The sequence below is a fragment of the Pseudomonas khavaziana genome (assembly GCF_036704165.1).
Lineage (GTDB): Bacteria > Pseudomonadota > Gammaproteobacteria > Pseudomonadales > Pseudomonadaceae > Aquipseudomonas > Aquipseudomonas khavaziana.
Map to the genome: position 1 here is coordinate 5582704 of NZ_CP129946.1, position 21767 is coordinate 5604470.

Consider the following 21767-nt stretch of genomic DNA (forward strand, 5'->3'; position numbering starts at 1 on the left):
CGGTAGCCAGATTCCATGACGCGTCCCGCTCCCCTGCTGCTCCTGCTTGCTGGTCTATTGTTCTTCTTCGCCCTCGGCAACCACGAGCTGCAAGGCTCCACCGAAGCCCGGGTTTCCGGGATCGCCATGGCGATGCACCTGGACGATGACTGGGTGGTGCCGCGTCTGTTTCGCGAGCCGTTCCTGGAAAAACCACCCCTGAGCCTGTGGCTGGACGCCGGGGCGATTCGCCTGTTTGGCGCCAGCACCGGGGCGGTGCGTTTGGCCTCGGCGTTCGCCGGTTTGTTTAGCGTGATGCTGCTGTACGGCATGCTGCGCCGCTTTGGACGACCGCAGACACTGGCATTCAGTGCCGCGTTGATCCTGGCGACCATGGCCAGTTACTGGGGCAATGTGCGGGGGGTGGGTGAGGATTCGTTGCTCAGCCTCGGTGTCACCGCTGCTCTGCTGGGGTTTTATCAGGCGGTACGGCCAGAACCTGAAGGCTCCAGTGTGTGGGCCTGGGCGTTGTTTACCGCCGGCATGGTCATCGCCACCTTGAGTAAAGGCGTGTTGGGCTTGGCAATGCCGGGCATCGTGATCTTTGTCTACCTGCTCAGCACCAGCCTGATGGATAGGCGCCTGCGCATCGGTGACTGGCTCAAACCGGCACTATTCACGCTGCTGGCCTTGGTGCCCTTGCTGATCTGGCTGGGATTTCTGTTTCAACGCGGCGGGATGCAGGCCGTGGGGGAAGTGTTGTGGACCAACAGCGTCGGACGCTTCAGCGGCTCGTTTGTCGAAGCCGGGCATTACGAGCCGTTCTACTATTACATCGCCAAGCTGCCAGAGGCGTTCCTGCCCTGGAATATCCTGGTGTACCTGGGCCTGTGGCACTTCCGTAAAAACCTGGTGCGCAACCGCTATCGCCTGTTTTTCAGCGTGTGGCTGGTGGCGCAGTTCACCTTGCTGACCCTGGCTTCGAGCAAACGCACGGTTTACTTGATGGCACTCACCCCGGCCGCTGCCGTGCTGGCCGCCGAATATGCACGGGTGTTGCTGGAGTGGGCCAAGGCACACAAGCCGGCGCTGTACCGTTACCACCGGCGCATCATCGCCGGGGTTTTCAGCCTGGCCATCGCCTGTTACCTGAGCGCGGCATTCTGGTTCGCACCTAAAGCCGATGTGCGCCACTCATTCGTACCGGTGATGAGTCAGATCCATACACTGCAGGACGAAGGGAAAGCGGTGGCGATGTTCCAGCCCAACGAGCGGATCGCCGGCGCCAGCGTGTTCTACCTGCAAGCCTACCTGCCGATCCTCAAGACCGAAGCCGAGCTGCGCGCCTTCCTTGCCGACAAGCCCGGCAACGTCGCGCTGACGGACCATACTGACCGGCTGAAAGAGCCGGTCACGGTGATCAAGCAAATGGCGATCAACCGCCAGCCTTACTACTTCGTCGAGCAGTAAGGCCGGCGCGGTGCATCAATGCTTGGTGAGTTTGTCCAGGTAGCCCATGGCAAACGCCGAGACCACGAAGGTCATGTGGATGATCACGTACCACATCAGGTGTTGCGGATCGACGTTCTTGGCGTCCATGAAGATGCGCAGCAAGTGGATGGAGGAAATCGCCACGATGGAGGCCGCCACTTTCATCTTCAGCGACGAAGAGTCCATGGTGCCCAGCCAGTTGAGCTTTTCCTTGTTTTCATCGATGTCCAGCTGCGAGACGAAGTTCTCGTAGCCGGAAATCATCACCATCACCAGCAAGCCGCCCACCAGGGCCATGTCGATCAGTGACAGCAGCAACAGGATCACTTCCGCTTCCAACATGGTGAAGATGTTGGGAATCACGTGAATGATTTCCTGGAAGAATTTCAGCGCCAGGATCAGCAAGCCCAGGGACAGCCCCAGGTAGATCGGCGCCAGCAGCCAACGCGAGGCGTACATCGTATTTTCGATAAAGCGTTCCATTGAATCTCACACAGCTTGGCTAAAAATGGCGCCGAGTATACCAGCCGCCACCCGGCCCCTGTCACCGCTAGAAAACTGACCCAAGTGGCATCTGTAAGAGAGTTTTTCTGCTAGTGTCGAGACCATCAACTCGGCTCGATGATGTCGGACAGGAAAACTCAGATGATGGATGTGCGATCCCCTTTGGCCACGCTCGGCCTGTGCGCGGCGTTGCTGATGGCCAGCGGCTGCTCCCCCAAAGAAGAGCAGAAGCAAGCCACCCTCGAAGAGAAGACCACCCAATTCGAACAATCCCTGGACGACATCCAGGATCCCAAGCTGCGCGACGCCATCGCCGACCTCGGCGGCTCGCTGTTGTTGCTGGAGCGTGCGCGCCTCAAGCTTGCCAGCAAGCCCATCGAAGCCGAGTACGGCGAAGACAGCCTGGCCCTGCTCAAGCACTACCCGACCCCGCAAGCCCTGGTGGACACCTATATCAACGGCCTGTTCGTGCTGCGCAAGACCTCCCATTCGGACTATCTGACGGATTTGCAGCCGGTATTCCCGTTCAACTTCAACGCCCCCGACCAGTTCCCCTTCCCCCATGGCCTGGAATGGCAATCGGTCACCCTAAGCAACAATAAAGTCATTCCTTTCCAGCCGGAGTGGTCGGAAACCGATCCTGGCATCCAACTGAGCCCGAGCAGCTCCAACCTGAACAATCCCGACGACCTGACGGTCACGTATCCGTTTATCGAGGGCATCGAGACGGAAAACAAAAGCCAGCCACAGCCGGTCAGCCTCAAGGGCGCAGTCGAGGTGGTCACCCCGGGCAAGGTGCTGACGTTCGATCTGACGAAAAAAGACGTCGGCCATAAACGCACCGAGGGCGGTATCACCCTCAACCTGCTGGCGCTGGAAAAGAACTACGCCGAGATCGAACTGACCAACAGCGCCCCCCTCGCCGCCGAACTGGGCGACGAGTCGCCGAACCCGCTGCTGGTGCAGGCACGGGACAGCACCGGGCAATTTCTCACGCGCTCAGGCTCGATCAACGAGAGTGCCGCGCAAGTGGCGTTCTATGAGAAACAATTGGCTGAAATGCAGAAACAAAAGACCTGGTCCGAGGCCTTCGAGAAACAGCTTACCGACGAACAAAAAGCCTTCGAACACAAGCAGAGCGGCCATTACGCCAAGGTGTATTTCAATGGGCTGATCGACAATCTGCAGGTCAATGTGCTGGATTTTTCTACAGCTACCGTCACCCACAAAGACCTGGACCTGCCGGTGCTGCGCTTCGACAGAAACAGCCTGCAGCAGACCGTGCAGCCCCTGCCGATGCCGGTCACGGTGTATGACGACAGCGCCGCCAGTTGGCTAAAAGATGCCTCAATGAGCGAGGACCAGCTCAAAGGCAGCGTCACCATCAGCCAATCGACCGAAGATGCCAGCGCGGCGAAAATCGTGTTTGATCACCCCTATACGTTCAATGACGACCTGGTCGGCGCCGAACGTAACAACAGCGATGCGCCTATTACCTTCTTCACCGCCGACGACAAGGGCGAACGCGGCGAGCCTATCGAGTTGCCGACCGAGGCGTTCGAGCTGAACGCCGCCAGCGGCACGCTCACTTACGACCTCAACCTGTTCCCTGAGACTCCGGCGTTTGTAGTGGGGTCCGTACCGCTTTTCCTGGCCAGTATTGAAAAAACCACGATTGACGTGGCCAAGCTGCCCAAGGGCCTGTCGCTCAAGGACAACGCACTGATCGTCGACCAGAAGGATTTCCCATCCGATAGCTGGCGCTTCTATGCCAAGGACGCCAGCGGCAACTACCTCAAGGAGATCCTCAGCGTCAGCCACCGCGCCGAGGAATACGGCACGGCGTTGTTTGACGTGCATTACTTCTACGGCCAGCCGACGACGCTGGAAAGTTACCAGCGCACCGACCTCAGCACCGTGCAATACGGCTTTGAGGTCAAGCTGGACAAGCCTGAGAGCAAATAGCCGGCACTACAGGGCCAGCCGCTCTTGACTGCCATTGAGTTGGCGCAGATGGGCTTGCAGGTGCAGGCACCAGATTTGCGGTTCGTCCATCTGCTCGTAGCCATGCAAGGTCAGGTTATCGACGATGGAACCCAGCATTGTTTCAGCCACCCAGGGCCCATTAAACGGGCCCTCGGACTTGACGGTGGAAGGCTGTTCGCCCGACATTCCAGCGGCAAACAATAAAGTCCACAGTCCGTTGTCCCCGGCGAGTGGGCGAATGGAGCATTCAATACGGGTGACCAGGCCCAGGCACTGGCGGGTAAGGCAAAGGTTGCGCGACATGGCGGCGCCCCTCGGTAGATCGGTGTTCAGCCCCAGCGCAAGGCGAGGCTGTCTCTATCCTGCGACTCCTGTGGATATCCCTGAATTGAGAATAGAAGAAAAACGCGCCAAACCAAGGTTGTAGGGACCAACGGGCGTCGGCCCGGGATAGCTGTCAATTTAGTGACATACGCAGGAGCAAATGTGGGAGGGGGCTTGCTCCCGATTGCGGTGTGCCAGTCTAAGTAATTTTGACTGACCCACTGCTATCGGGAGCAAGCCCCCTCCCACATTTGATTCCCATTGAGCTTCAGGGATCAGGTCGGTTTGGCTTCTGCCAACGCCTGCTGCGCCAGCTCCTTCTCCGCCTCCTTAAGATCTTCCTCGCTGATCATCTCGGCAATCGCTCGCAAACGCTCCACCACCCGCGCATTTACGGTGCCTTCCGGGAATTGGCCCTCTGCGTCCGGCTCACCGGCATCCTCGCCCACCAACAGGCTCAACGCCTCATCCGCCTGGCGTACCGCATAGATATGGAATTGCCCGTTACGCACGGCCTGCAACACCTTCTCATCGAGCATCAGCGTGGCAACGTTGGCCTGGGGGATGATCGCGCCTTGCTCACCGGTCAAGCCGCGTGCTTCGCAAAGGCGGAAGAAACCTTCGATTTTCTCGTTGACCCCACCCACCGCCTGCACTTCACCAAACTGGTTGATCGAGCCGGTGATGGCGAAGCACTGCTTGAGCGGCGTCTTCGACAAGGCCGAAATCAAGGTGCAGGCCTCGCCCAGGGAGGCACTGTCGCCATCCACATAACCGTAGGACTGCTCCAGGGCGATGCTCGCAGAAATCGCCAACGGGAATTCCTGGGCATAGCGGCTGCCCAGGTAACCGGTGAGGATCATCACGCCCTTGGAGTGGATCGGCTGGCCAAGGTTAACTTCGCGCTCGATGTCGACAATACCGCTGCCACCGGGGTACACCGTGGCGGAAATCCGCGCCGGCACACCGAATGCCGAGTCGCCGACCTCCAGCACCGTCAGGCCGTTGCACTTGCCCACGGCAGCGCCAGCGGTGTCGATGAGGATCACCCCGGCGAGCATGTCGTCGAGAATCCGCGCCGACACGCGGCCGGTGCGCGTGGCCTTGGCCTTGAGGGCGCGCTCGATATGCCCGGCATCGGTCATCTCGTCGCCCGCCAGGTGGCGAATAAAATCCGCCTCGCTGACCAACTGGAACAAATCGCCAATCCGCGCCGACAACCGGCCCTGATGTTCCGCCAGACGTGCGCTGTAGGTCGCCAGGCGCGCCACCGCGTCCGAGGTCAGTGGCGCCATGCCTTCTTCCGAGGTACGGGTCTTGAGCAACTGGGCGAACTGCTCCAGGCTTTCGTCGACCATCGGGATGTCTTCGTCGAAGTCCACCAGTACGCGAAACATCTCCTGGAAGTCCGGGTCGGCATCTTGCAACGCGTAGTACAACTGGCGCGAGCCGATGATGATCACCTTGACCTGCAACGGGATCATTTGCGGGTTGAGGGTCACGGTGGCCAGGCGGCCCAGCTCACCCAGGGGCGATTCCATCTTGAGCTTGCGCGATTGCAGGGAGCGCTTGAGCGCATCCCACACGAACGGCTCGCTGAGCATCTTCTCGGCTTCAAGAATCAGGAAACCGCCATTGGCGCGGTGCAAGGCGCCCGGGCGCAACTGGCGATAAGTGGTGTAGAGCGCGCCCTGATCGGTGCTGTATTCGATGCGGCCGAACAGGTTGTCGTAGGTGGGGTGCGGTTCAAACACCACGGGCGCGCCACCGTTGACCGGATGGCCCACCACCAGGCTCGGGCAGTACTGCTCTTCGAGCAGCTTGCGCGCCTGGGCATCGGTCTTGGCGTCATCCACCAATTGCTCGACCACGGTTTTAAGCAGGTACACCTGCATGGCTTGCAGGTAGCCGCAGACGCCGGCGTTTTCTGCGTACTTTTCCGACAACGGCGCCAGCAACGGTTGCAGGGCCAGAGTGATGGTTTCTTCGTTGAACTGGCGCAGTTGGTTGTTGGACTCACGCTTCCACTGCGGCAGGCTGGCCAGTTCTTCGTTGAGACGTTCTTCCAACTCGGAGATATCGGTGTGGAAGCGCTCGCGATCGGCTTCAGGCAGTTGCGAGAACTCGGCTTCGTCCAGCGCCTTGCCATCGAGCATCGGCGTGAAGGCGATGTTGGAGCTGTCGCGGTACAGCGCCACGTCCTTTTCCAGGGCCAAGCGTTCGATCACGTCCAGCGCCTTGTCGTAGCGCTGGTTGAAGGCCCGGTCGATGGCGCTTTTGCGCTGTTGATAAGTCGGGTGTTCAAACACTGCCGGAAAGGTGGCTACGAGGTTGTCGACCAAGCCGTTGATATCGGCGATAAACGCCGCGGCGCCGCCCCCCGGCAATTCCAGGGCACGGGGCTCGCGTGGTTCATCGAAATTATTCACATAGACCCAGTCCGCCGGGGTCTGCAGGCGCTTGCCTTCGGCTTTCAGGTAGCGTTTGACGAACGAAAAGCGGCCGGTGCCCGGCTCGCCCATGACAAACACGTTGTAACCGGGGCGTGGCATGGCCACGCCGAACTGCAAGGCTTCAACCGCACGTTCCTGGCCAAGCACACCGCGAAAGGGCTCCAAATCATTGGTGGTCGAGAAGCTGAACTGTTCAGCGGAGAAAGGGCGAGTCAGCGCTTCGGGCGCTAGACGCAAGCTGGCAGCAACAGGATCAGGCATCGGGCTTCCTTACATCAGGCGGGGCAGATGGGCGCATTCTGGCTCCCGGTTGAGCGCTCTGGCAAGGCGCGCTTTTGGGAAAGCATAGTCATCGCACGCGTCCTACAAAAAAATCGCCGGAGATTGAATGTTTATAAAAAAACACGGAACCCCGGGAACGTGCCTAAACTCCAAACTGCGCGGGTTGGACTAATAACTGGCCCCTAGGGTGCTGCGAAGCGCCTGAACCCTTGTCCATTGGTTTGCACACAAAGAGAACAAAGCTATGAAACGGATCCTTCTTGGTACTCTCTTCACCGTCGTCTCCCTCAATGCAATGGCAGAAGCACCAGGTGGCCCGAACTGCGGTTGGGGCAACATGTTGTTCGAAGGCCAGCGCGGCACTCCGGCCCATTTCCTGGCCTCCACCACCAACGGCACCTCGGGTAACGCCACATTCGGCATGACCTCGGGCACCAACGGTTGCAGCACCAACAGCGCCCTGACCTACGGCGGCAAGTCCTGGATTGCCATGAATGGCATGATGAACGAGCTGTCCGAAGACATGGCCAAAGGCAACGGCGAAGCACTGACCACCTACGCGGTGGTACTGGGTGTTGCCCCGGAAGATCGCGATCACTTCGCGGCCGTGACCCACGAGCACTTCCAGCAGATCTTCAGCAAGGCTGACGTGACCGCTGACGACGTGCACAACAACACCATCGCAGTACTGAAAAGTGATGCCCGTCTGGCGAAATACGCAACCCAGGCTTAAGCTCGACCCACCCGCGTCTTTCGAGGCGCGGGTTTTATTTTTTCGACCTGCCCCCCTTGGGTCTTTTTTTCAGTCCGACTTAAGTAGCCCCCATGCTCAAACGCCTCGCTTGCCTGGCTCTCTTCGCCTGCGCCCCGCTGCATGCGGCCCCGCACCTCGACGATCAACGTTTGCAGCAACTGGCCAATGACCCGTTCTGGCTTTCGCTGGGACATTACGAAGCCGGCAAGATCAGCGGCTGGCGCAGCTACGTCAGCGACAAAAAATTCTTCCTCGCCGCCGACGGTGCCCACCATCCGGACGCGGAACTCAGGGCCACCGTCGATGCGCTGTACGCCCCGGCCAGCCTGGGCGAAAAACATGCCCAATGCGTCTACCCTGCACGTACCCGCTGGCTAAAGGATCAGTTGCATCTGACCGACCTGCCCGCCCTGGACTGCAAAGAATTCACCCAATGGTTCAAGGACGTTGCGCCCCATAGCGCGGTGATGATCTTCCCGGCGGCCTATCTCAACAGCCCGTCGTCAATGTTCGGCCACACCCTGCTGCGCATCGACCAGGCCGACGTGCAAAGCAACAACACCGCGTTGCTCAGCTATGCGATCAACTTCGGCGCTTATATCGAAGGCTCCGACAACAGTATCTTGTATGCCTGGAAGGGCCTGATGGGCGGCTACCCCGGCCTGTTCGCCCTGGTGCCTTACCAGGAAAAACTCTCCGAATACCGTAGTCTCGAAAACCGCGACCTGTGGGAATACCGCCTGAACCTCACCGAAGTCGAAACCAAGCGCATGGTCGAGCACGTGTGGGAACTCAAGCAGATCCAGTTCGACTACTTCTTCTTCGATGAAAACTGCTCCTACCGCCTGCTGGAACTGCTGCAAGTGGCACGCCCCGGCCTGCGTTTGACCGAGCAATTCCCGCTCACTGCGATCCCTACCGACACGGTCAAGGCCGTCAAGGAAGCGGGCTTGGTGGAGAAGATCGACTATCGCCCCTCTCGCGAACGTGAACTGCTCGAGCGCGCCAAGCCGCTGGATGGCGATGAGCAACAGTGGGTATTGAAAGTCAGCGATGACCAGAAGCAATTGCAGGAACCGGTCTTCAAGGCGCTGCCCCGTGATCGCCAGGCGCTGATCATCGACGCCGCCTACCGCCTGGGCCGCTACCGCGCCAACGGTCTGGAGCGCGACAGCGCACGCTCCCAGCGCAGCTTCGAGCTGCTGCGAGCGATCAACCAGAACCCTGCGCCCGACCTCAAGATCACGCCCCCAGGCTTGCCCGAGAACGGCCATGAGTCGCGCACCTGGCAAGCCGGCATCGGCACCCGAGGCGACAAAGCCTTCGGCGAATACGGCCTGCGCATGGCCTATCACGACCTCAACGACAACGCCGAAGGCTTCCCCCTGGGCGCCCAGATCGAAATCCTGCAAATGAAACTGCGCCAGTACGAAGGTAACCACTGGCAACTGCAGCAACTGGACCTGGCCACCATCCGCTCCCTGACCCCGCGCAATGCGCTGCTGCAACCCTGGTCATGGCAAGTCACCGGCGGCCTGGAGCGGGTGCCGGGCAAACACGACGACGAAACCCTGGTCGCCCATGTCAACGGCGGCGCCGGCGGCACCTGGCAGCTCTCCGACGACATGCTCGGCTTCGCCCTCGGCACCGTGCGCGTAGAGCACAACAACGACTTCAGCGAAGCCATCTCCCCCGCCGCTGGCTTCAACACCGGCGTGTTGTGGAAAAACCCGCTTGGCAACCTGAGCCTGGAGGCCAAGGGCGATTTCTTCACCAACGGCGAAGTGCGACGCAGCATCAGCCTCAATCAGCAGTGGGAACTGTCACGCAACCTGGGCCTGCGCCTGAGTGCGCAGCGCGAATACAGCCACTTGTCCACGCCGGTAAATGAAGTGATGCTCGAAGTGAAGTGGTACCACTACTAATTAAAGCCTGATGAAAATCAAAATGTGGGAGGGGGCTTGCTCCCGATGGCGGTGTTTCAGTCTCAGTATTTTTGACTGACCCACCGCAATCGGGAGCAAGCCCCCTCCCACATTTTGTTAGCATTGCTCACATAATCAGGAGCCCATTCAATATGGCCGTTCACTGCACTACCCTCGAAGAAGTCCGCAATAACATCGACCTCCTTGACCAGCAAATCGTCGCTCTGATCGCCGAACGCGGCCACTACGTATCCCAAGCCGCACGCTTCAAAAAAAGCACCGATGACGTCAAGGCGCCACAACGGGTTGAACAGGTGATCGCCAAGGTACGTGGGTTATCTCAGGTGGCCGGCGCCAACCCCGAGGTCACAGAGCAGGTGTATCGCGCGATGATTACGGCGTTTATCCGACAAGAATTGGCTGAATATTCTGTGCTGGACAAGGCTGACAAACCACGAGCCTGATCCCTCCGTCTTACCTACTCAGGATTTATCAGCCTTTTGCCTGCAAGCACAAATTCATAGCACTCTTGCAACCTATTGAAAAATAGACAGGAAATTTCAGACGACTTTTTAGCTTTTTTCATACGAAATAAACCGTCTCTCACTTCATTCTCTTTGTGAGGTTTTGTGTCTAGTATCGAACGGCATCAATTTGCCACCACTTCTATACACGGATCTGAATAGGGTAAGAGGCTGATATGGAATTTCTCGAAAAACTCACCAGCTTGGCAGCAAAAGTTCGCCTGCAAGGCCCCGCCATCCAAACAGAAGAAGCTACAAAAAATGCTTTTGTAATGCCTTTTATCAACACCGTGTTGGGTTATGACGTGTTTGACCCGCAGGAGGTGACGCCCGAATTTGTCTGCGATGTAGGGACGAAAAAGGGTGAAAAAATCGACTACGCAATCATGAAAGATGGCGAAGTTCAGATACTCATTGAATGCAAAAAGATTGGCGAGTCGTTGAGCATTAATCACGCGTCGCAGCTCTTTCGGTACTTTCACGTTACAAGTGCAAGAATCTCAATTCTTACCAACGGCCAGGTCTATAGATTTTTTACTGATCTGGACGCCCCTAATAAAATGGATGAAAAGCCATTTTTAGAACTGGATCTACTGGACATTGATGAATACTCCGTACCAGAGCTGATAAAACTTACCAAGTCGGCCTTCGATGTGGACTCAATCATCAGCGCAGCGGGAGAATTGAAATACGTTAGCCAACTCAAGAAACTCATTGGCGCTCAAGTCAGTAAACCAGAAGACGACTTCGTGAAATTTTTCGCATCCCGCGTTTATGAAGGAGTGATCACGCAAAGAGTCCGTGAGCAATTTTTCGAACTAACCCGAAAAGCGTTAGCTCAATTTTTGAATGACCAAATTAATGAGCGACTTAAGTCTGCTATGAGCGGTGCAATTCAGCCGACGATGACGTCATTGACTGTCGCGAATAGCGCGAATGCAGACTTGCAGGATCGAGAAGAGGCAGAAGATAAAATTCTGACGACCCTTGAGGAAATGGAGGGTTATCACATCGTCCGCGCTGTCGTTCGCTCCGTAGTCGATGCCAAACGAATCGTTCAACGAGATACCCAAAGCTATTTTGGAATATTACTGGACGACAACAATCGTAAGCCCATCTGCCGGCTCCACTTCAATCGTAGCCAAAAGTACCTCGGGATATTCGACGAGGAAAAGAATGAGACCCGGCACGCCATTTCATCCATTGACGAAATTTACGAATACGCCGATCAGCTAAAAAAGACAGTGGGTTACTACGAATAAAGCCTGCAGCGGGAGACGGGAGTTGTGGATAATACTGTGGGAGGGGGCTGCCCCCGATAGCGGTGGGTCAGAAACAAATAGACTGACTGACACTCTGCCATCGGGGGCAAGCCCCCTCCCACACTTGGTTTTGTACTTGGCCAAAAGTCCTGCACATCCCTCTGACACCACTTTCACATACAGCTGACAAAACCCCTTCTAGACTCTCCTTAACAGCCGTGAACCGGCCAGGGAGTACGCCATGTGGCGGTATGCGCTAATGCTGTGTGCAGTGGTGTGGCTGGCGGGTTGCCAAACAACCCATCAGGATTTATTGGCCAAGGGTTATCCACCCGCCTTTGCCGATGGTTTTGACGACGGTTGCAGCAGTGGTCGCCAGGCTGCTGGGGTGATCACCGGGGAGTTTCGCAAGAACGTGCCGCGTTACCTGAAAGAAAAGCACTACGCCGAAGGCTGGGAGGATGGTTTCCGCCAATGCAAGGCCATGCGCGAGAGCGAAGAGCTGCGCGACTACCAGGACAACCGCAACAACGACCGCGAGCACGAGTGGCAGCAAGAAAAAGACCGCGATGCGGCCAAGGCCTATCGCTCGCAATAGGTCGTTTGCAGACATCCATCGAAACTAAAGCACGGCGAATATGGCCCAAACGCCATAGAGGGAGAACGCCATGAGCCGAGCTTTTGTAAATGAAGACAATGCTGCCGCCCAGGCCGATCAGCCGGTGGAGCGTCAGGTCAGCGAACAGCCCAACCGCCTGACTGCGCAAGGGTTGGCGCAGTTGCAAGCCAAGGTTGCGCAATTGCAGCTTGAGTACAGCGCCGAGTCCGCCAAGGGCGACAAGGCCGATAAACAGCGGCAAGCCGATCTTGAGCGGGATCTACGCTATTTCAACCAGCGAGTGCAAAGCGCCCAGGTTGTGCCGCCTGCCACGTCCACCGACAAGGTGCAAATCGGCAGTTGGGTCACGTTCGCTAACGAGCAGGACCAGCAGCAGCGCATCCAGTTGGTGGGTGAAGACCAGGCCGACGCCAACGCAGGGCTGATCAACTGGGGCTCGCCCCTGGGCCGCGCCCTGCTGGGTGCCCAGGTGGGTGACGAGGTGCTGTGGAAACGCCCCGTCGGCGATCAGTTGATCGAAGTGCTGAGCATCGAACCCGAGGTCTAGACGATGCCCTGGGCCAGCATCGCGTCAGCGACTTTCACAAAGCCGGCAATGTTCGCGCCCTTGACGTAGTTGACCCGGCCGTTTTCTTCGCCGTAATGCACGCAGGCATGGTGGATCGACTGCATGATGTTGTGCAGCTTGCTGTCCACTTCCCCGGCGGTCCACAGCAGGCGCATGGCGTTCTGCGACATTTCCAGGCCACTAACGGCCACGCCGCCGGCGTTGGATGCCTTGCCCGGCGCGAACAGAACGCCCGCATCGATAAAGATATCCACAGCCTCAAGGGTGGTCGGCATGTTGGCGCCTTCGGCCACGCACATACAGCCGTTGTGCAGCAGCATGCGGGCGGCGTCGGCGTCGAGTTCGTTCTGGGTCGCGCATGGCAGGGCGATATCGCAGGCCAGCTCCCAAGGCGTCTTGCCTTTACGGAACTCCAGGCCGAAGCGTTCGGCCAATTCACTGATGCGCCCGCGTTGCACGTTTTTCAGCTCCAGCAGGGCCGACCATTGCGCCTCGGTCAAACCACTCTCGGCGTACAAGGTGCCTTCGGAGTCCGACAGGGAAATCACCTTGCCGCCCAGGTCCATCACCTTGCGCGCCGCGTATTGCGCCACGTTACCGGAACCGGACACTGCCACGCGCTTGCCTTCAACGCGCTGGCCTTGGCGCTTGAGCATTTCCTCAGCGAAATAGACGCAGCCGAAACCGGTGGCTTCCGGGCGGATCAGACTGCCGCCATAGGTCGTGCCTTTGCCGGTCAGCACTGAGGTGAATTGGTTGCTCAGGCGTTTGTACTGGCCAAACAGGAAGCCGATTTCCCGTGCGCCCACGCCGATATCACCGGCCGGTACGTCTACATCTGCACCGATGTGGCGGTACAGCTCACTCATGAACGCCTGGCAGAAGCGCATCACTTCGGCATCGCTCTTGCCCTTGGGGTCGAAGTCCGAGCCGCCTTTGCCGCCGCCCATGGGCAACGAGGTCAGGGAGTTCTTGAAGGTTTGCTCGAAGGCGAGGAATTTCAACACGCCCAGGTTCACCGACGGGTGGAAACGCAGGCCACCTTTGTAGGGGCCAATGGCGCTGTTCATCTGGATGCGGAAACCGCGATTGACCTGGACCTTGCCATGATCATCCACCCACGATACCCGGAAGGTAATCGCACGTTCTGGCTCGCAAATGCGCTCCAGGATGCCCGAGGTCAGATAGTGAGGGTTGGCTTCAAGAAATGGCCACAGGCTGCGCAGGACTTCTTCTACGGCCTGGTGGAACTCCGGCTGGTCGGGGTCGCGTTTCTTGAGGCGGGCCAGGAAGGATTCGACGGATTCGATCATGAAAAGTCTCGGCAAATTGATTGTTGTTAAACAGAGAATGAGCCGGACTTTATCAATTCGTTTCGCACCGCGACAGGGCAAAATGTCGCCTTTGTGAAATTAAATGGTGCATTGGATATAACTGTATCCAGTTTTTCAGGGTTTTATGCACTTAAAAGAGGATTTCAGGTCAAGGGAATGCACCAATAGATAAACCGCCATCGGGGGCAAGCCCCCTCCCACATTCGACCGCATTAAACACACAAAAAAACGGAGCCCGAAGGCTCCGTTTTTTTCAAACCACCCTGAATCAGGCCAGTTTCTTGTGACGCACACGGTGCGGCTGGGCAGCGGCTTCGCCCAGGCGCTTTTTACGGTCGGCTTCGTACTCGGTGTAGTTACCTTCGAAGAACACCGCTTGGGAGTCGTCTTCGTACGCCAGGATGTGGGTCGCGACGCGGTCAAGGAACCACCGGTCGTGAGAGATCACAATGGCGGCGCCCGGGAAGTCCAGCAGGGCTTCTTCCAGGGAACGCAGGGTTTCCACGTCGAGGTCGTTGGACGGTTCGTCGAGCAGCAACACGTTGCCACCCTCTTTCAAGGTAAGGGCCAGGTGCAAGCGGCCGCGCTCACCACCGGAGAGGTCCTTGACGAACTTCTGCTGGTCGCCGCCCTTGAAGTTGAAACGGCCGACATAGGTACGCGACGGGATTTCATAGTTACCGATGCGGATCTGATCGGAACCATCGGAGATCTGCTGGAACACCGTCTTACTGCCGTCGAGGTCGTCGCGGCTCTGATCTACACAGGCCAGTTGCACGGTGTCGCCGATCTCGATGCTGCCGGAGTCCGGAGTTTCCTTGCCCATCAACATGCGGAACAGCGTGGATTTACCCGCACCGTTCCCACCAATGACGCCGACGATCGCGCCTTTTGGCATGGAGAACGACAGATTGTCGATCAGCACACGGTCGCCATAACCCTTGGATACGTTCTTGAACTCGATGACCTTGTCACCCAGGCGCGGGCCGGCCGGGATGTAGATCTCGTTGGTTTCGCTGCGCTTCTGGAATTCCTGCGACTGCATTTCTTCAAAGCGTTGCAGACGTGCCTTGGATTTGGACTGGCGGGCCTTGGCGCCTTTGCGCACCCACTCCAGTTCTTCCTTCATGGCTTTTTCGTGGGCCGATTGTTGCTTGGATTCAGCGGCCAGACGGTCGGACTTGGCTTCCAGCCAACCGGAGTAGTTGCCCTCGTAAGGGATACCGGCGCCGCGGTCGAGCTCAAGGATCCAGCCGGCGACGTTGTCCAGGAAGTAGCGGTCGTGCGTGATCGCAACCACGGTACCTGGGAAGTCGTGGAGGAAATGCTCCAGCCAGGCGACGGAATCGGCGTCCAGGTGGTTGGTCGGTTCGTCGAGCAGCAGCATGTCGGGCGCCGACAGCAGCAGGCGGCACAGGGCCACACGACGCTTTTCGCCGCCGGACAGGTGCTCGACCTTGGCGTCCCACGCCGGCAGACGCAGCGCATCGGCGGCGACTTCCAGCTGGCGCTCCAGGTTGTGACCGTCGCCGGCCTGCAGGATCGCTTCGAGCTTGGCCTGTTCGGCGGCCAGCTTGTCGAAGTCGGCATCCGGTTCGGCGTAGGCGGCGTAGACCTCGTCCAGGCGCGCCTGGGCGTCCTTGATCACGCTGACGGCCTCTTCGACCACTTCGCGCACGGTCTTGGTCGGATCCAGGATCGGCTCTTGCGGCAAGTAGCCGATGTTCAGGTCCGGCATCGGGCGGGCTTCGCCTTCGAACTCGGTGTCGACGCCGGCCATGATTTTCAGCAGCGTGGACTTACCCGAACCGTTGAGGCCGAGCACGCCGATTTTGGCGCCCGGGAAGAAAGATAGCGAAATGTTTTTCAGGATTTCCCGCTTCGGCGGAACAACTTTTCCCAGCCGATGCATGGTGAAGACGTATTGAGCCATGGTGAACCTAGCGTCAGTGACTGATGAATTAAGCGGACGAAGCCCGTGCCAGGCCATGCGCCGCGCGGGCCGTTGACGATGATCAATGCCTGCGTGGGGAAAAGCCTGAGTGTCTGGGGCTGGAACGCCCCCGCGTAACCGGCAAAGCTACCTGAATGCGCTGGGGCAGTCCAGCCAGGCAGGACTGGCACTTTGCCACAACTCAAGGCATGCTAGCCGCCCTCCGGGCGTCCGGCTTATAGTGCACGTCGCGCGCCAGTCCAGCCAAACCGCAGGATCACAGCTTGTCCAAAGTCACGCCGCCAACTCCCTTGCGCGCCGCTCATATTGCGCCGGGAGCGCCCCTGCACGGCACCTTGAAGGGCGCATTGGCGACGCTTGTCTTGTTGCTGCTCGCGTTATTGTTCTGGCAACTGCTCGACCAGTTGCAGCAAAACCAGAAAAACCAGCAGCAATACACCATCGACTACAGTGCCGACCTGGCCGAGCAAATCAGCCAGAGCATGGCCCTGAGCGCGCAGATCGCCCTGAACCTGCTGCCCATCGTCGAACCACCGCGCAATGCCGAACAGCAGCAGGCCTTGATGCGCACCTTGCAGCGTTCGTTACCAGAACTGCGCAGCTTCGCCCTGCTGGCGCCCAGCGGCGCGCTGATCAGCGACACCGACGACGACAGCCGCGACAGCGCCTGGCTTGAAGAGCTGGTCAAGCGCAGCCACTCCCAGTCGTATTACCTGAGCAACGACAATGACGGCACCGTCATCTATCTGTTGCTGCACCAGCCCAGCGGTGGCTCCAAGGTGTACTGGGCATTACGCCTGGCACCCAACTACCTGGCCGGCCTCACACGCCAGGATGCCCAGGCCCAGCGCCCGATGTGGGCGATCGAGAACCGCCTGAACCATCGCGTGGTCAGCCGGGACAGCGGCATGCCGGCGCAGTGGGCCGGCGCGCTGACCCCGGAGGAGTTGAACAAAAGCGTGCTGGTCACGCCCTTGAGCAAAAGCGACTGGCAACTGCGCGGCCTGTTCGACCGCAGCGCAGTGCTTGAGCAACTGCTGCCGGCGTTTATCGGCAAATGCCTGCTGGGGTTGGCGTTCTCGTTGATACCGGTGATCGTGCTGCTGAACATGCGCCGCCGCCAGCGCCAGGTGAACGAGGGCCGACGGCGCTACCAGGACATTTTCGAAGGCACCGGCGTGGCCTTGTGCGTGCTTGACCTGTCGGGGCTCAGGGCATTCTTCGACAACACCAAAGTGCACAGCCGCGAGCAACTGCATGCCTGGCTACAGGCCAACCCCAGCGAACGCCAACAACTGCTCAAGGAACTGCGGGTCACCGAGGTCAACCAGGTGGCGGTGCGCCTGTTGAACGTAAACTCATGTGAGCAAGCCTGGGAACGCCTGATCGATGATTGCCCACACAACGCCACCGCCATCGGCTACCCGGTGCTGGAAGCGGTACTGGCCCAACAGAAACAGCTGGAGCTGGAAATCCAGCTCAACGATGTAGCCGGCAATGAGCAATACCTGTGGCTGGTGATGCGCCTGCCGGAGCAACAGGACGACTTCAAGGCGGTGATCCTCAGCATCAGCGACATCACCAGCCGCAAGCTGACCGAGCTGTCACTGGTGGAGCGCGAGAGTTTCTGGTCGGACGTGGTGCGCACCGTGCCCGACCACCTGTATGTGCAGGACGTGATCAGCCAGCGCATGATTTTCAGCAACCATCACCTGGGCCACACCCTCGGCTACAACAGGGCCGAACTGCAGCAAATGGGCGAGTACTTCTGGGAAATCCTGCTGCATCCCGAAGACGCCGAGCATTACCACGACTTGCGCCAACAGCAGCGCCAGGTCGGCTACACGACGCAACTGCACTGCCAGCTGCGTTTTCGTCACCGCAACAACCAATGGCGTCGCTTCGATATCCGCGAACAAGCCCTGGCCCGGGACACGTCCGCAGTGGTCACACGGATCATTGGCGTGGCCAAGGACATTACCGACCAGATCGAGGCCAGCGAATCCCTGCGCGACAGTGAGCAGCGCTATCGCATGCTGGCCGAAAGCATCAGCGACGTCATCTGTTCCACCGACAGCCAACTGGCCCTCAACTACGTCAGCCCATCGGTCAACGCCGTGCTCGGCTATGACGTGGACTGGGTATTCAAGAATGGCTGGCAGTCGATCATTGCCAACCCGCAGCAGTTGACCGGCATTTATAGCTTGATGGAACAGGTCAGCCGCGCCCTGGGCAACCCCGAGGCCTTGAACACGCTGCGCGATGATGTTCAGACCCAGTTGTTCCTGTTCGACTGCCTGCGCGCCGACGGGCGCAAAGTGCCGATCGAACTGCGCCTGGTACTGGTATGGGATGAACATGGTGCGTTTGAAGGCATTCTCGGCGTGGGCCGCGATATCAGCCAGCAACGCCGCGCCGAAAAAGACCTGCGCATGGCGGCCACGGTATTCGAGCATTCCACCTCGGCCATCCTGATCACCGACCCGGCGGGCTATATCGTGCAGGCCAACGAGGCGTTCAGCCGGGTCAGCGGCTATGCCGTAAGCGATGTGCTCGACCAACTGCCGAACATGCTCACGGTCGACGAGCAGCAGGAAGCCCACTTGCGCTATGTGCTCAAGCAACTGCACCAGCACAGCACCTGGGAAGGCGAAGTGTGGCTCAAGCGCCGCAATGGCGAGCATTACCCGGCCTGGGTCGGCATTACGGCGGTGTTCGACGATGAGGGCGACCTGGCCAGCTACGTCTGCTTCTTCAGCGACATCAGCGAGCGCAAGGCCAGCGAACAACGCATCCATCGCCTGGCCTACTACGACGCCCTGACCCATCTGCCCAACCGTACGCTGTTCCAGGACCGCCTGCACACTGCGTTGCAGTCGGCCGAGCGGCAGAAGTCGTGGGTGGTACTGATGTTCCTCGACCTCGACCGCTTCAAGCCGATCAACGACTCACTGGGCCACGCCGCCGGCGACCGTATGCTCAAGGAGATGGCCACGCGCCTGCTCGGTTGCGTGGCCGAGGACGACACCGTGGCGCGCATGGGCGGTGATGAGTTCACCCTGCTCTTGCAGCCGCGGGTCAGTCGCGAGATGGCGTTGAACCGTGCGATTCATGTGGCTGAGCAGATTCTCGCCAGCCTGGTGAAGCCGTTTGTACTGGAAGGCCGCGAGTTCTTCGTCACCGCCAGTATCGGCATCGCCCTCAGCCCGCAGGACGGCAACGAGCTGAGCCAATTGATGAAAAACGCCGATACCGCGATGTATCACGCCAAGGAGCGCGGCAAGAACAACTTCCAGTTCTACCAGGCCGACATGAACGCCAGCGCCCTGGAACGCCTGGAGCTGGAAAGCGACCTGCGCCACGCCCTGGACCAGAATGAATTCGTGCTCTATTACCAGCCGCAGTTCAGCGGCGACGGCAAACGCCTGACCGGCGCCGAAGCCCTGCTGCGCTGGCGCCATCCGCGTCGTGGCCTGGTGCCGCCGGGTGACTTCATCCCCGTGCTGGAGGAGTTGGGCCTGGTGGTGGACGTGGGCGACTGGGTGATCAGCGAAGCCTGTCGCCAGCTCAAGAGCTGGCATCAGAACAAGGTGCGGGTGCCGAAAGTCTCGGTGAACATCTCGGCGCGGCAGTTCTCCGATGGCCAGTTGGGCACGCGCATCGCCACCATCCTCAAGGACACCGGCCTGCCGCCGGCCTGCCTGGAGCTGGAACTGACCGAAAGCATCCTGATGCGCGAAGTCAACGAAGCCATGCAGATCCTCGCCAGCCTGAAGAACCTGGGCCTGAGCATCGCGGTGGATGACTTCGGCACCGGCTACTCATCACTCAACTACCTCAAGCAGTTTCCCATCGACGTGTTGAAAATCGATCGTACATTCGTCGATGGCTTGCCCTCGGGTGAACAGGATGCGCAGATTGCCCGGGCGATCATTGCCATGGCCCACAGCCTCAACCTGGCGGTGATTGCCGAAGGCGTGGAAACCCATGAGCAATTGGATTTCCTGCGCGAGCATGGCTGTGACGAGGTGCAGGGTTACCTGTTCGGGCGACCGATGCCGGCGAATCGGTTCGAGGCGCAGTTCAGCAATGATGCGCTGTTCATGTTCGACTGAGCTGCTGTTGTGAGGCTAATGGCCCCATCGGGAGCAAGCCCCCTCCCACATTTTGAACTGTGAATACCTTCAAATGTGGGAGGGGGCTTGCTCCCGATGGGCCCAGCACAGTCACCACTCATCCCCAGATGAGCCCCACTTGTCCGCGACATGATGTCCTTTCATATGCCATCCAAAACCCATTGGGTTAGAATGCCCTTCTTTTCTGCCCCCGATCCTTGAGGACCGCCATGTTCAGCCGTGATTTGACTATTGCCAAGTACGACGCCGATCTCTTCGCCGCCATGGAGCAAGAAGCCGTGCGCCAGGAAGAGCACATTGAGCTGATCGCTTCGGAAAACTACACCAGCCCTGCGGTGATGGAGGCTCAAGGTTCGGTTCTGACCAACAAGTACGCCGAAGGCTACCCAGGCAAGCGCTACTACGGTGGTTGCGAGTACGTCGACGTGGTTGAGCAGTTGGCTATCGACCGTGCCAAGGAACTGTTCGGCGCCGATTACGCCAACGTCCAGCCACACGCCGGTTCCCAAGCCAACAGCGCCGTGTACCTGGCCCTGCTGCAAGGCGGCGACACCATCCTGGGCATGAGCCTGGCCCACGGCGGCCACCTGACCCACGGCGCCAGCGTTTCCTCCTCCGGCAAGCTGTACAACGCCGTCCAATACGGTATCAATGCCGACGGCCTGATCGACTACGACGAAGTCGAGCGCCTGGCAGTCGAGCACAAGCCGAAAATGATCGTGGCCGGTTTCTCTGCATACTCGCAGATTCTGGATTTCCCACGTTTCCGCGAAATCGCTGACAAAGTCGGCGCCTACCTGTTCGTCGACATGGCTCACGTTGCCGGCCTGGTCGCCGCTGGTGTCTACCCGAACCCGGTGCCTTACGCTGACGTGGTGACCACCACCACCCACAAGACCCTGCGCGGCCCACGTGGCGGCCTGATCCTGGCGCGCGCCAACGCCGAGATCGAGAAAAAGCTCAACTCCGCAGTATTCCCGGGCGCCCAGGGCGGCCCGCTGGAGCACGTGATCGCGGCTAAAGCGATCTGCTTCAAGGAAGCGCTGCAGCCTGAGTTCAAGACCTATCAACAGCAAGTGGTGAAGAACGCCCAGGCCATGGCCAGCGTGTTTATCGAGCGCGGTTTTGACGTGGTGTCCGGCGGTACCGAAAACCACCTGTTCCTGCTGTCGCTGATCAAGCAGGACATTTCCGGTAAAGATGCTGACGCTGCCCTGGGCAAAGCCTTCATCACCGTAAACAAGAACTCCGTGCCGAACGATCCACGTTCGCCGTTCGTCACTTCCGGCCTGCGCTTCGGCACTCCGGCTGTGACCACCCGTGGCTTCAAGGAAGCCGAGTGCAAGGAACTGGCTGGCTGGATCTGCGACATCCTGGCAGACCTGAACAACGAAGCCGTGATCGACGCGGTACGTGAGAAGGTCAAGGCCATCTGCAAGAAGCTGCCGGTATACGGCGCTTAATTGCAGTAGCTTGAATTAAGAAGCCCGGCTCTTGAGCCGCAATGCTGTTCAGTTAAGGCATTTTGTAGGAGCGAGCTTGCTCGCGAAAAACTCATAGGCGCCGCGTTCATTCAGGAAGCACGCGTTATCGTTGACGTTTTTCGCGAGCAAGCTCGCTCCTACAGAGGGCGGTATACGCTTAACTGAACGGCATTGGGCTCTTGAGCCGG

The 21767-nt window shown here is 59.0% G+C and carries 15 protein-coding genes; 10 read left to right on the forward strand and 5 right to left on the reverse strand.

What is annotated here, in order from left to right; all coding sequences use genetic code 11:
• The first annotated feature begins 15 nt into the window (after positions 1 to 15).
• Entirely contained in the window at positions 16 to 1449 is a 1434-nt protein-coding gene (locus tag QYQ93_RS25045; RefSeq protein ID WP_338475714.1) for an ArnT family glycosyltransferase, read from the forward strand.
• Between the two features lie 15 nt (positions 1450 to 1464).
• Here QYQ93_RS25045 and QYQ93_RS25050 read toward each other — a convergent pair whose 3' ends face one another.
• Positions 1465 to 1953, reverse strand: coding sequence for a TIGR00645 family protein (locus QYQ93_RS25050; protein ID WP_005791582.1), 489 nt, complete (start codon positions 1951 to 1953; stop codon positions 1465 to 1467).
• Positions 1954 to 2115: 162 nt separating this feature from the next.
• Here QYQ93_RS25050 and QYQ93_RS25055 point away from each other — a divergent pair, with 162 nt between their 5' ends.
• Positions 2116 to 3939, forward strand: coding sequence for a hypothetical protein (locus tag QYQ93_RS25055; RefSeq protein ID WP_338475715.1), 1824 nt, complete (start codon positions 2116 to 2118; stop codon positions 3937 to 3939).
• A 6-nt stretch (positions 3940 to 3945) separates the two neighbouring features.
• On the opposite strand, the gene QYQ93_RS25060 is transcribed toward QYQ93_RS25055, so the two are convergent.
• Both QYQ93_RS25060 and QYQ93_RS25065 read right to left on the reverse strand, forming a co-directional pair.
• A complete protein-coding gene (locus tag QYQ93_RS25060; RefSeq protein WP_043048438.1) occupies positions 3946 to 4263 on the reverse strand; it encodes a hypothetical protein in 318 nt (105 codons plus the stop codon).
• A gap of 296 nt (positions 4264 to 4559) precedes the next feature.
• Positions 4560 to 6998 (reverse strand): Lon protease family protein, encoded by a 2439-nt coding sequence (locus tag QYQ93_RS25065; protein WP_043048439.1) that lies wholly within the window; start codon positions 6996 to 6998, stop codon positions 4560 to 4562.
• A 265-nt stretch (positions 6999 to 7263) separates the two neighbouring features.
• Between QYQ93_RS25065 and QYQ93_RS25070 the strand changes: the two genes are divergently transcribed.
• The 6 genes from QYQ93_RS25070 (at position 7264) to QYQ93_RS25095 (ending at position 12650) form a co-directional block, all read left to right on the forward strand.
• Positions 7264 to 7752, forward strand: a complete 489-nt coding sequence (locus QYQ93_RS25070; protein ID WP_003194274.1) for a DUF3015 domain-containing protein — start codon at positions 7264 to 7266, stop codon at positions 7750 to 7752.
• A 92-nt stretch (positions 7753 to 7844) separates the two neighbouring features.
• Positions 7845 to 9698, forward strand: a complete 1854-nt coding sequence (locus QYQ93_RS25075; RefSeq protein WP_043048442.1) for a DUF4105 domain-containing protein — start codon at positions 7845 to 7847, stop codon at positions 9696 to 9698.
• Positions 9699 to 9850: 152 nt separating this feature from the next.
• Positions 9851 to 10162: a chorismate mutase gene (locus QYQ93_RS25080; protein ID WP_338475716.1), complete on the forward strand. Its 312-nt coding sequence runs from the start codon at positions 9851 to 9853 to the stop codon at positions 10160 to 10162.
• A gap of 236 nt (positions 10163 to 10398) precedes the next feature.
• Positions 10399 to 11484 (forward strand): type I restriction endonuclease, encoded by a 1086-nt coding sequence (locus QYQ93_RS25085; RefSeq protein ID WP_338475717.1) that lies wholly within the window; start codon positions 10399 to 10401, stop codon positions 11482 to 11484.
• Between the two features lie 241 nt (positions 11485 to 11725).
• On the forward strand, positions 11726 to 12082 hold the full coding sequence (locus tag QYQ93_RS25090; RefSeq protein WP_005791596.1) for a hypothetical protein: 357 nt from the start codon (positions 11726 to 11728) through the stop codon (positions 12080 to 12082).
• Positions 12083 to 12152: 70 nt separating this feature from the next.
• Positions 12153 to 12650, forward strand: coding sequence for a GreA/GreB family elongation factor (locus tag QYQ93_RS25095; RefSeq protein ID WP_043048447.1), 498 nt, complete (start codon positions 12153 to 12155; stop codon positions 12648 to 12650).
• Here the strand turns inward: QYQ93_RS25095 and gdhA are convergent.
• Together gdhA and ettA are read right to left on the reverse strand one after the other, a co-directional pair.
• Positions 12647 to 13984 carry an NADP-specific glutamate dehydrogenase gene (gene gdhA, locus QYQ93_RS25100; RefSeq protein ID WP_217883305.1) on the reverse strand — a complete coding sequence of 446 codons (1338 nt, stop codon included), beginning with the start codon at positions 13982 to 13984 and terminating at the stop codon, positions 12647 to 12649. The genes QYQ93_RS25095 and gdhA overlap by 4 nt on opposite strands.
• Before the next feature lie 289 nt (positions 13985 to 14273).
• The gene (ettA, locus tag QYQ93_RS25105; RefSeq protein WP_005791601.1) at positions 14274 to 15938 is read right to left on the reverse strand and encodes an energy-dependent translational throttle protein EttA; all 1665 of its coding nucleotides are present in this window, start codon (positions 15936 to 15938) and stop codon (positions 14274 to 14276) included.
• A gap of 284 nt (positions 15939 to 16222) precedes the next feature.
• On the opposite strand from ettA, the gene QYQ93_RS25110 reads away from it, so the two are divergent.
• Together QYQ93_RS25110 and glyA are read left to right on the forward strand one after the other, a co-directional pair.
• Positions 16223 to 20074 (forward strand): sensor domain-containing protein, encoded by a 3852-nt coding sequence (locus QYQ93_RS25110; RefSeq protein ID WP_043048449.1) that lies wholly within the window; start codon positions 16223 to 16225, stop codon positions 20072 to 20074.
• Positions 20075 to 20304: 230 nt separating this feature from the next.
• The gene (glyA, locus tag QYQ93_RS25115; RefSeq protein WP_043048451.1) at positions 20305 to 21558 is read left to right on the forward strand and encodes a serine hydroxymethyltransferase; all 1254 of its coding nucleotides are present in this window, start codon (positions 20305 to 20307) and stop codon (positions 21556 to 21558) included.
• Positions 21559 to 21767: the final 209 nt, after the last annotated feature.

Bases quoted from the DNA above. Each gene is read 5' to 3' on its own strand.
- QYQ93_RS25055 (WP_338475715.1), top strand. From the start codon at position 2,116: ATGATGGATGTGCGATCCCCTTTGGCCACGCTCGGCCTGTGCGCGGCG.
- ettA (WP_005791601.1), bottom strand. From the start codon at position 15,938: ATGGCTCAATACGTCTTCACCATGCATCGGCTGGGAAAAGTTGTTCCG.
- QYQ93_RS25090 (WP_005791596.1), top strand. From the start codon at position 11,726: ATGTGGCGGTATGCGCTAATGCTGTGTGCAGTGGTGTGGCTGGCGGGT.
- QYQ93_RS25060 (WP_043048438.1), bottom strand. From the start codon at position 4,263: ATGTCGCGCAACCTTTGCCTTACCCGCCAGTGCCTGGGCCTGGTCACC.
- QYQ93_RS25075 (WP_043048442.1), top strand. From the start codon at position 7,845: ATGCTCAAACGCCTCGCTTGCCTGGCTCTCTTCGCCTGCGCCCCGCTG.
- QYQ93_RS25045 (WP_338475714.1), top strand. From the start codon at position 16: ATGACGCGTCCCGCTCCCCTGCTGCTCCTGCTTGCTGGTCTATTGTTC.
- QYQ93_RS25065 (WP_043048439.1), bottom strand. From the start codon at position 6,998: ATGCCTGATCCTGTTGCTGCCAGCTTGCGTCTAGCGCCCGAAGCGCTG.
- QYQ93_RS25070 (WP_003194274.1), top strand. From the start codon at position 7,264: ATGAAACGGATCCTTCTTGGTACTCTCTTCACCGTCGTCTCCCTCAAT.
- gdhA (WP_217883305.1), bottom strand. From the start codon at position 13,984: ATGATCGAATCCGTCGAATCCTTCCTGGCCCGCCTCAAGAAACGCGAC.
- QYQ93_RS25080 (WP_338475716.1), top strand. From the start codon at position 9,851: ATGGCCGTTCACTGCACTACCCTCGAAGAAGTCCGCAATAACATCGAC.
- QYQ93_RS25050 (WP_005791582.1), bottom strand. From the start codon at position 1,953: ATGGAACGCTTTATCGAAAATACGATGTACGCCTCGCGTTGGCTGCTG.
- QYQ93_RS25095 (WP_043048447.1), top strand. From the start codon at position 12,153: ATGAGCCGAGCTTTTGTAAATGAAGACAATGCTGCCGCCCAGGCCGAT.
- QYQ93_RS25085 (WP_338475717.1), top strand. From the start codon at position 10,399: ATGGAATTTCTCGAAAAACTCACCAGCTTGGCAGCAAAAGTTCGCCTG.
- glyA (WP_043048451.1), top strand. From the start codon at position 20,305: ATGTTCAGCCGTGATTTGACTATTGCCAAGTACGACGCCGATCTCTTC.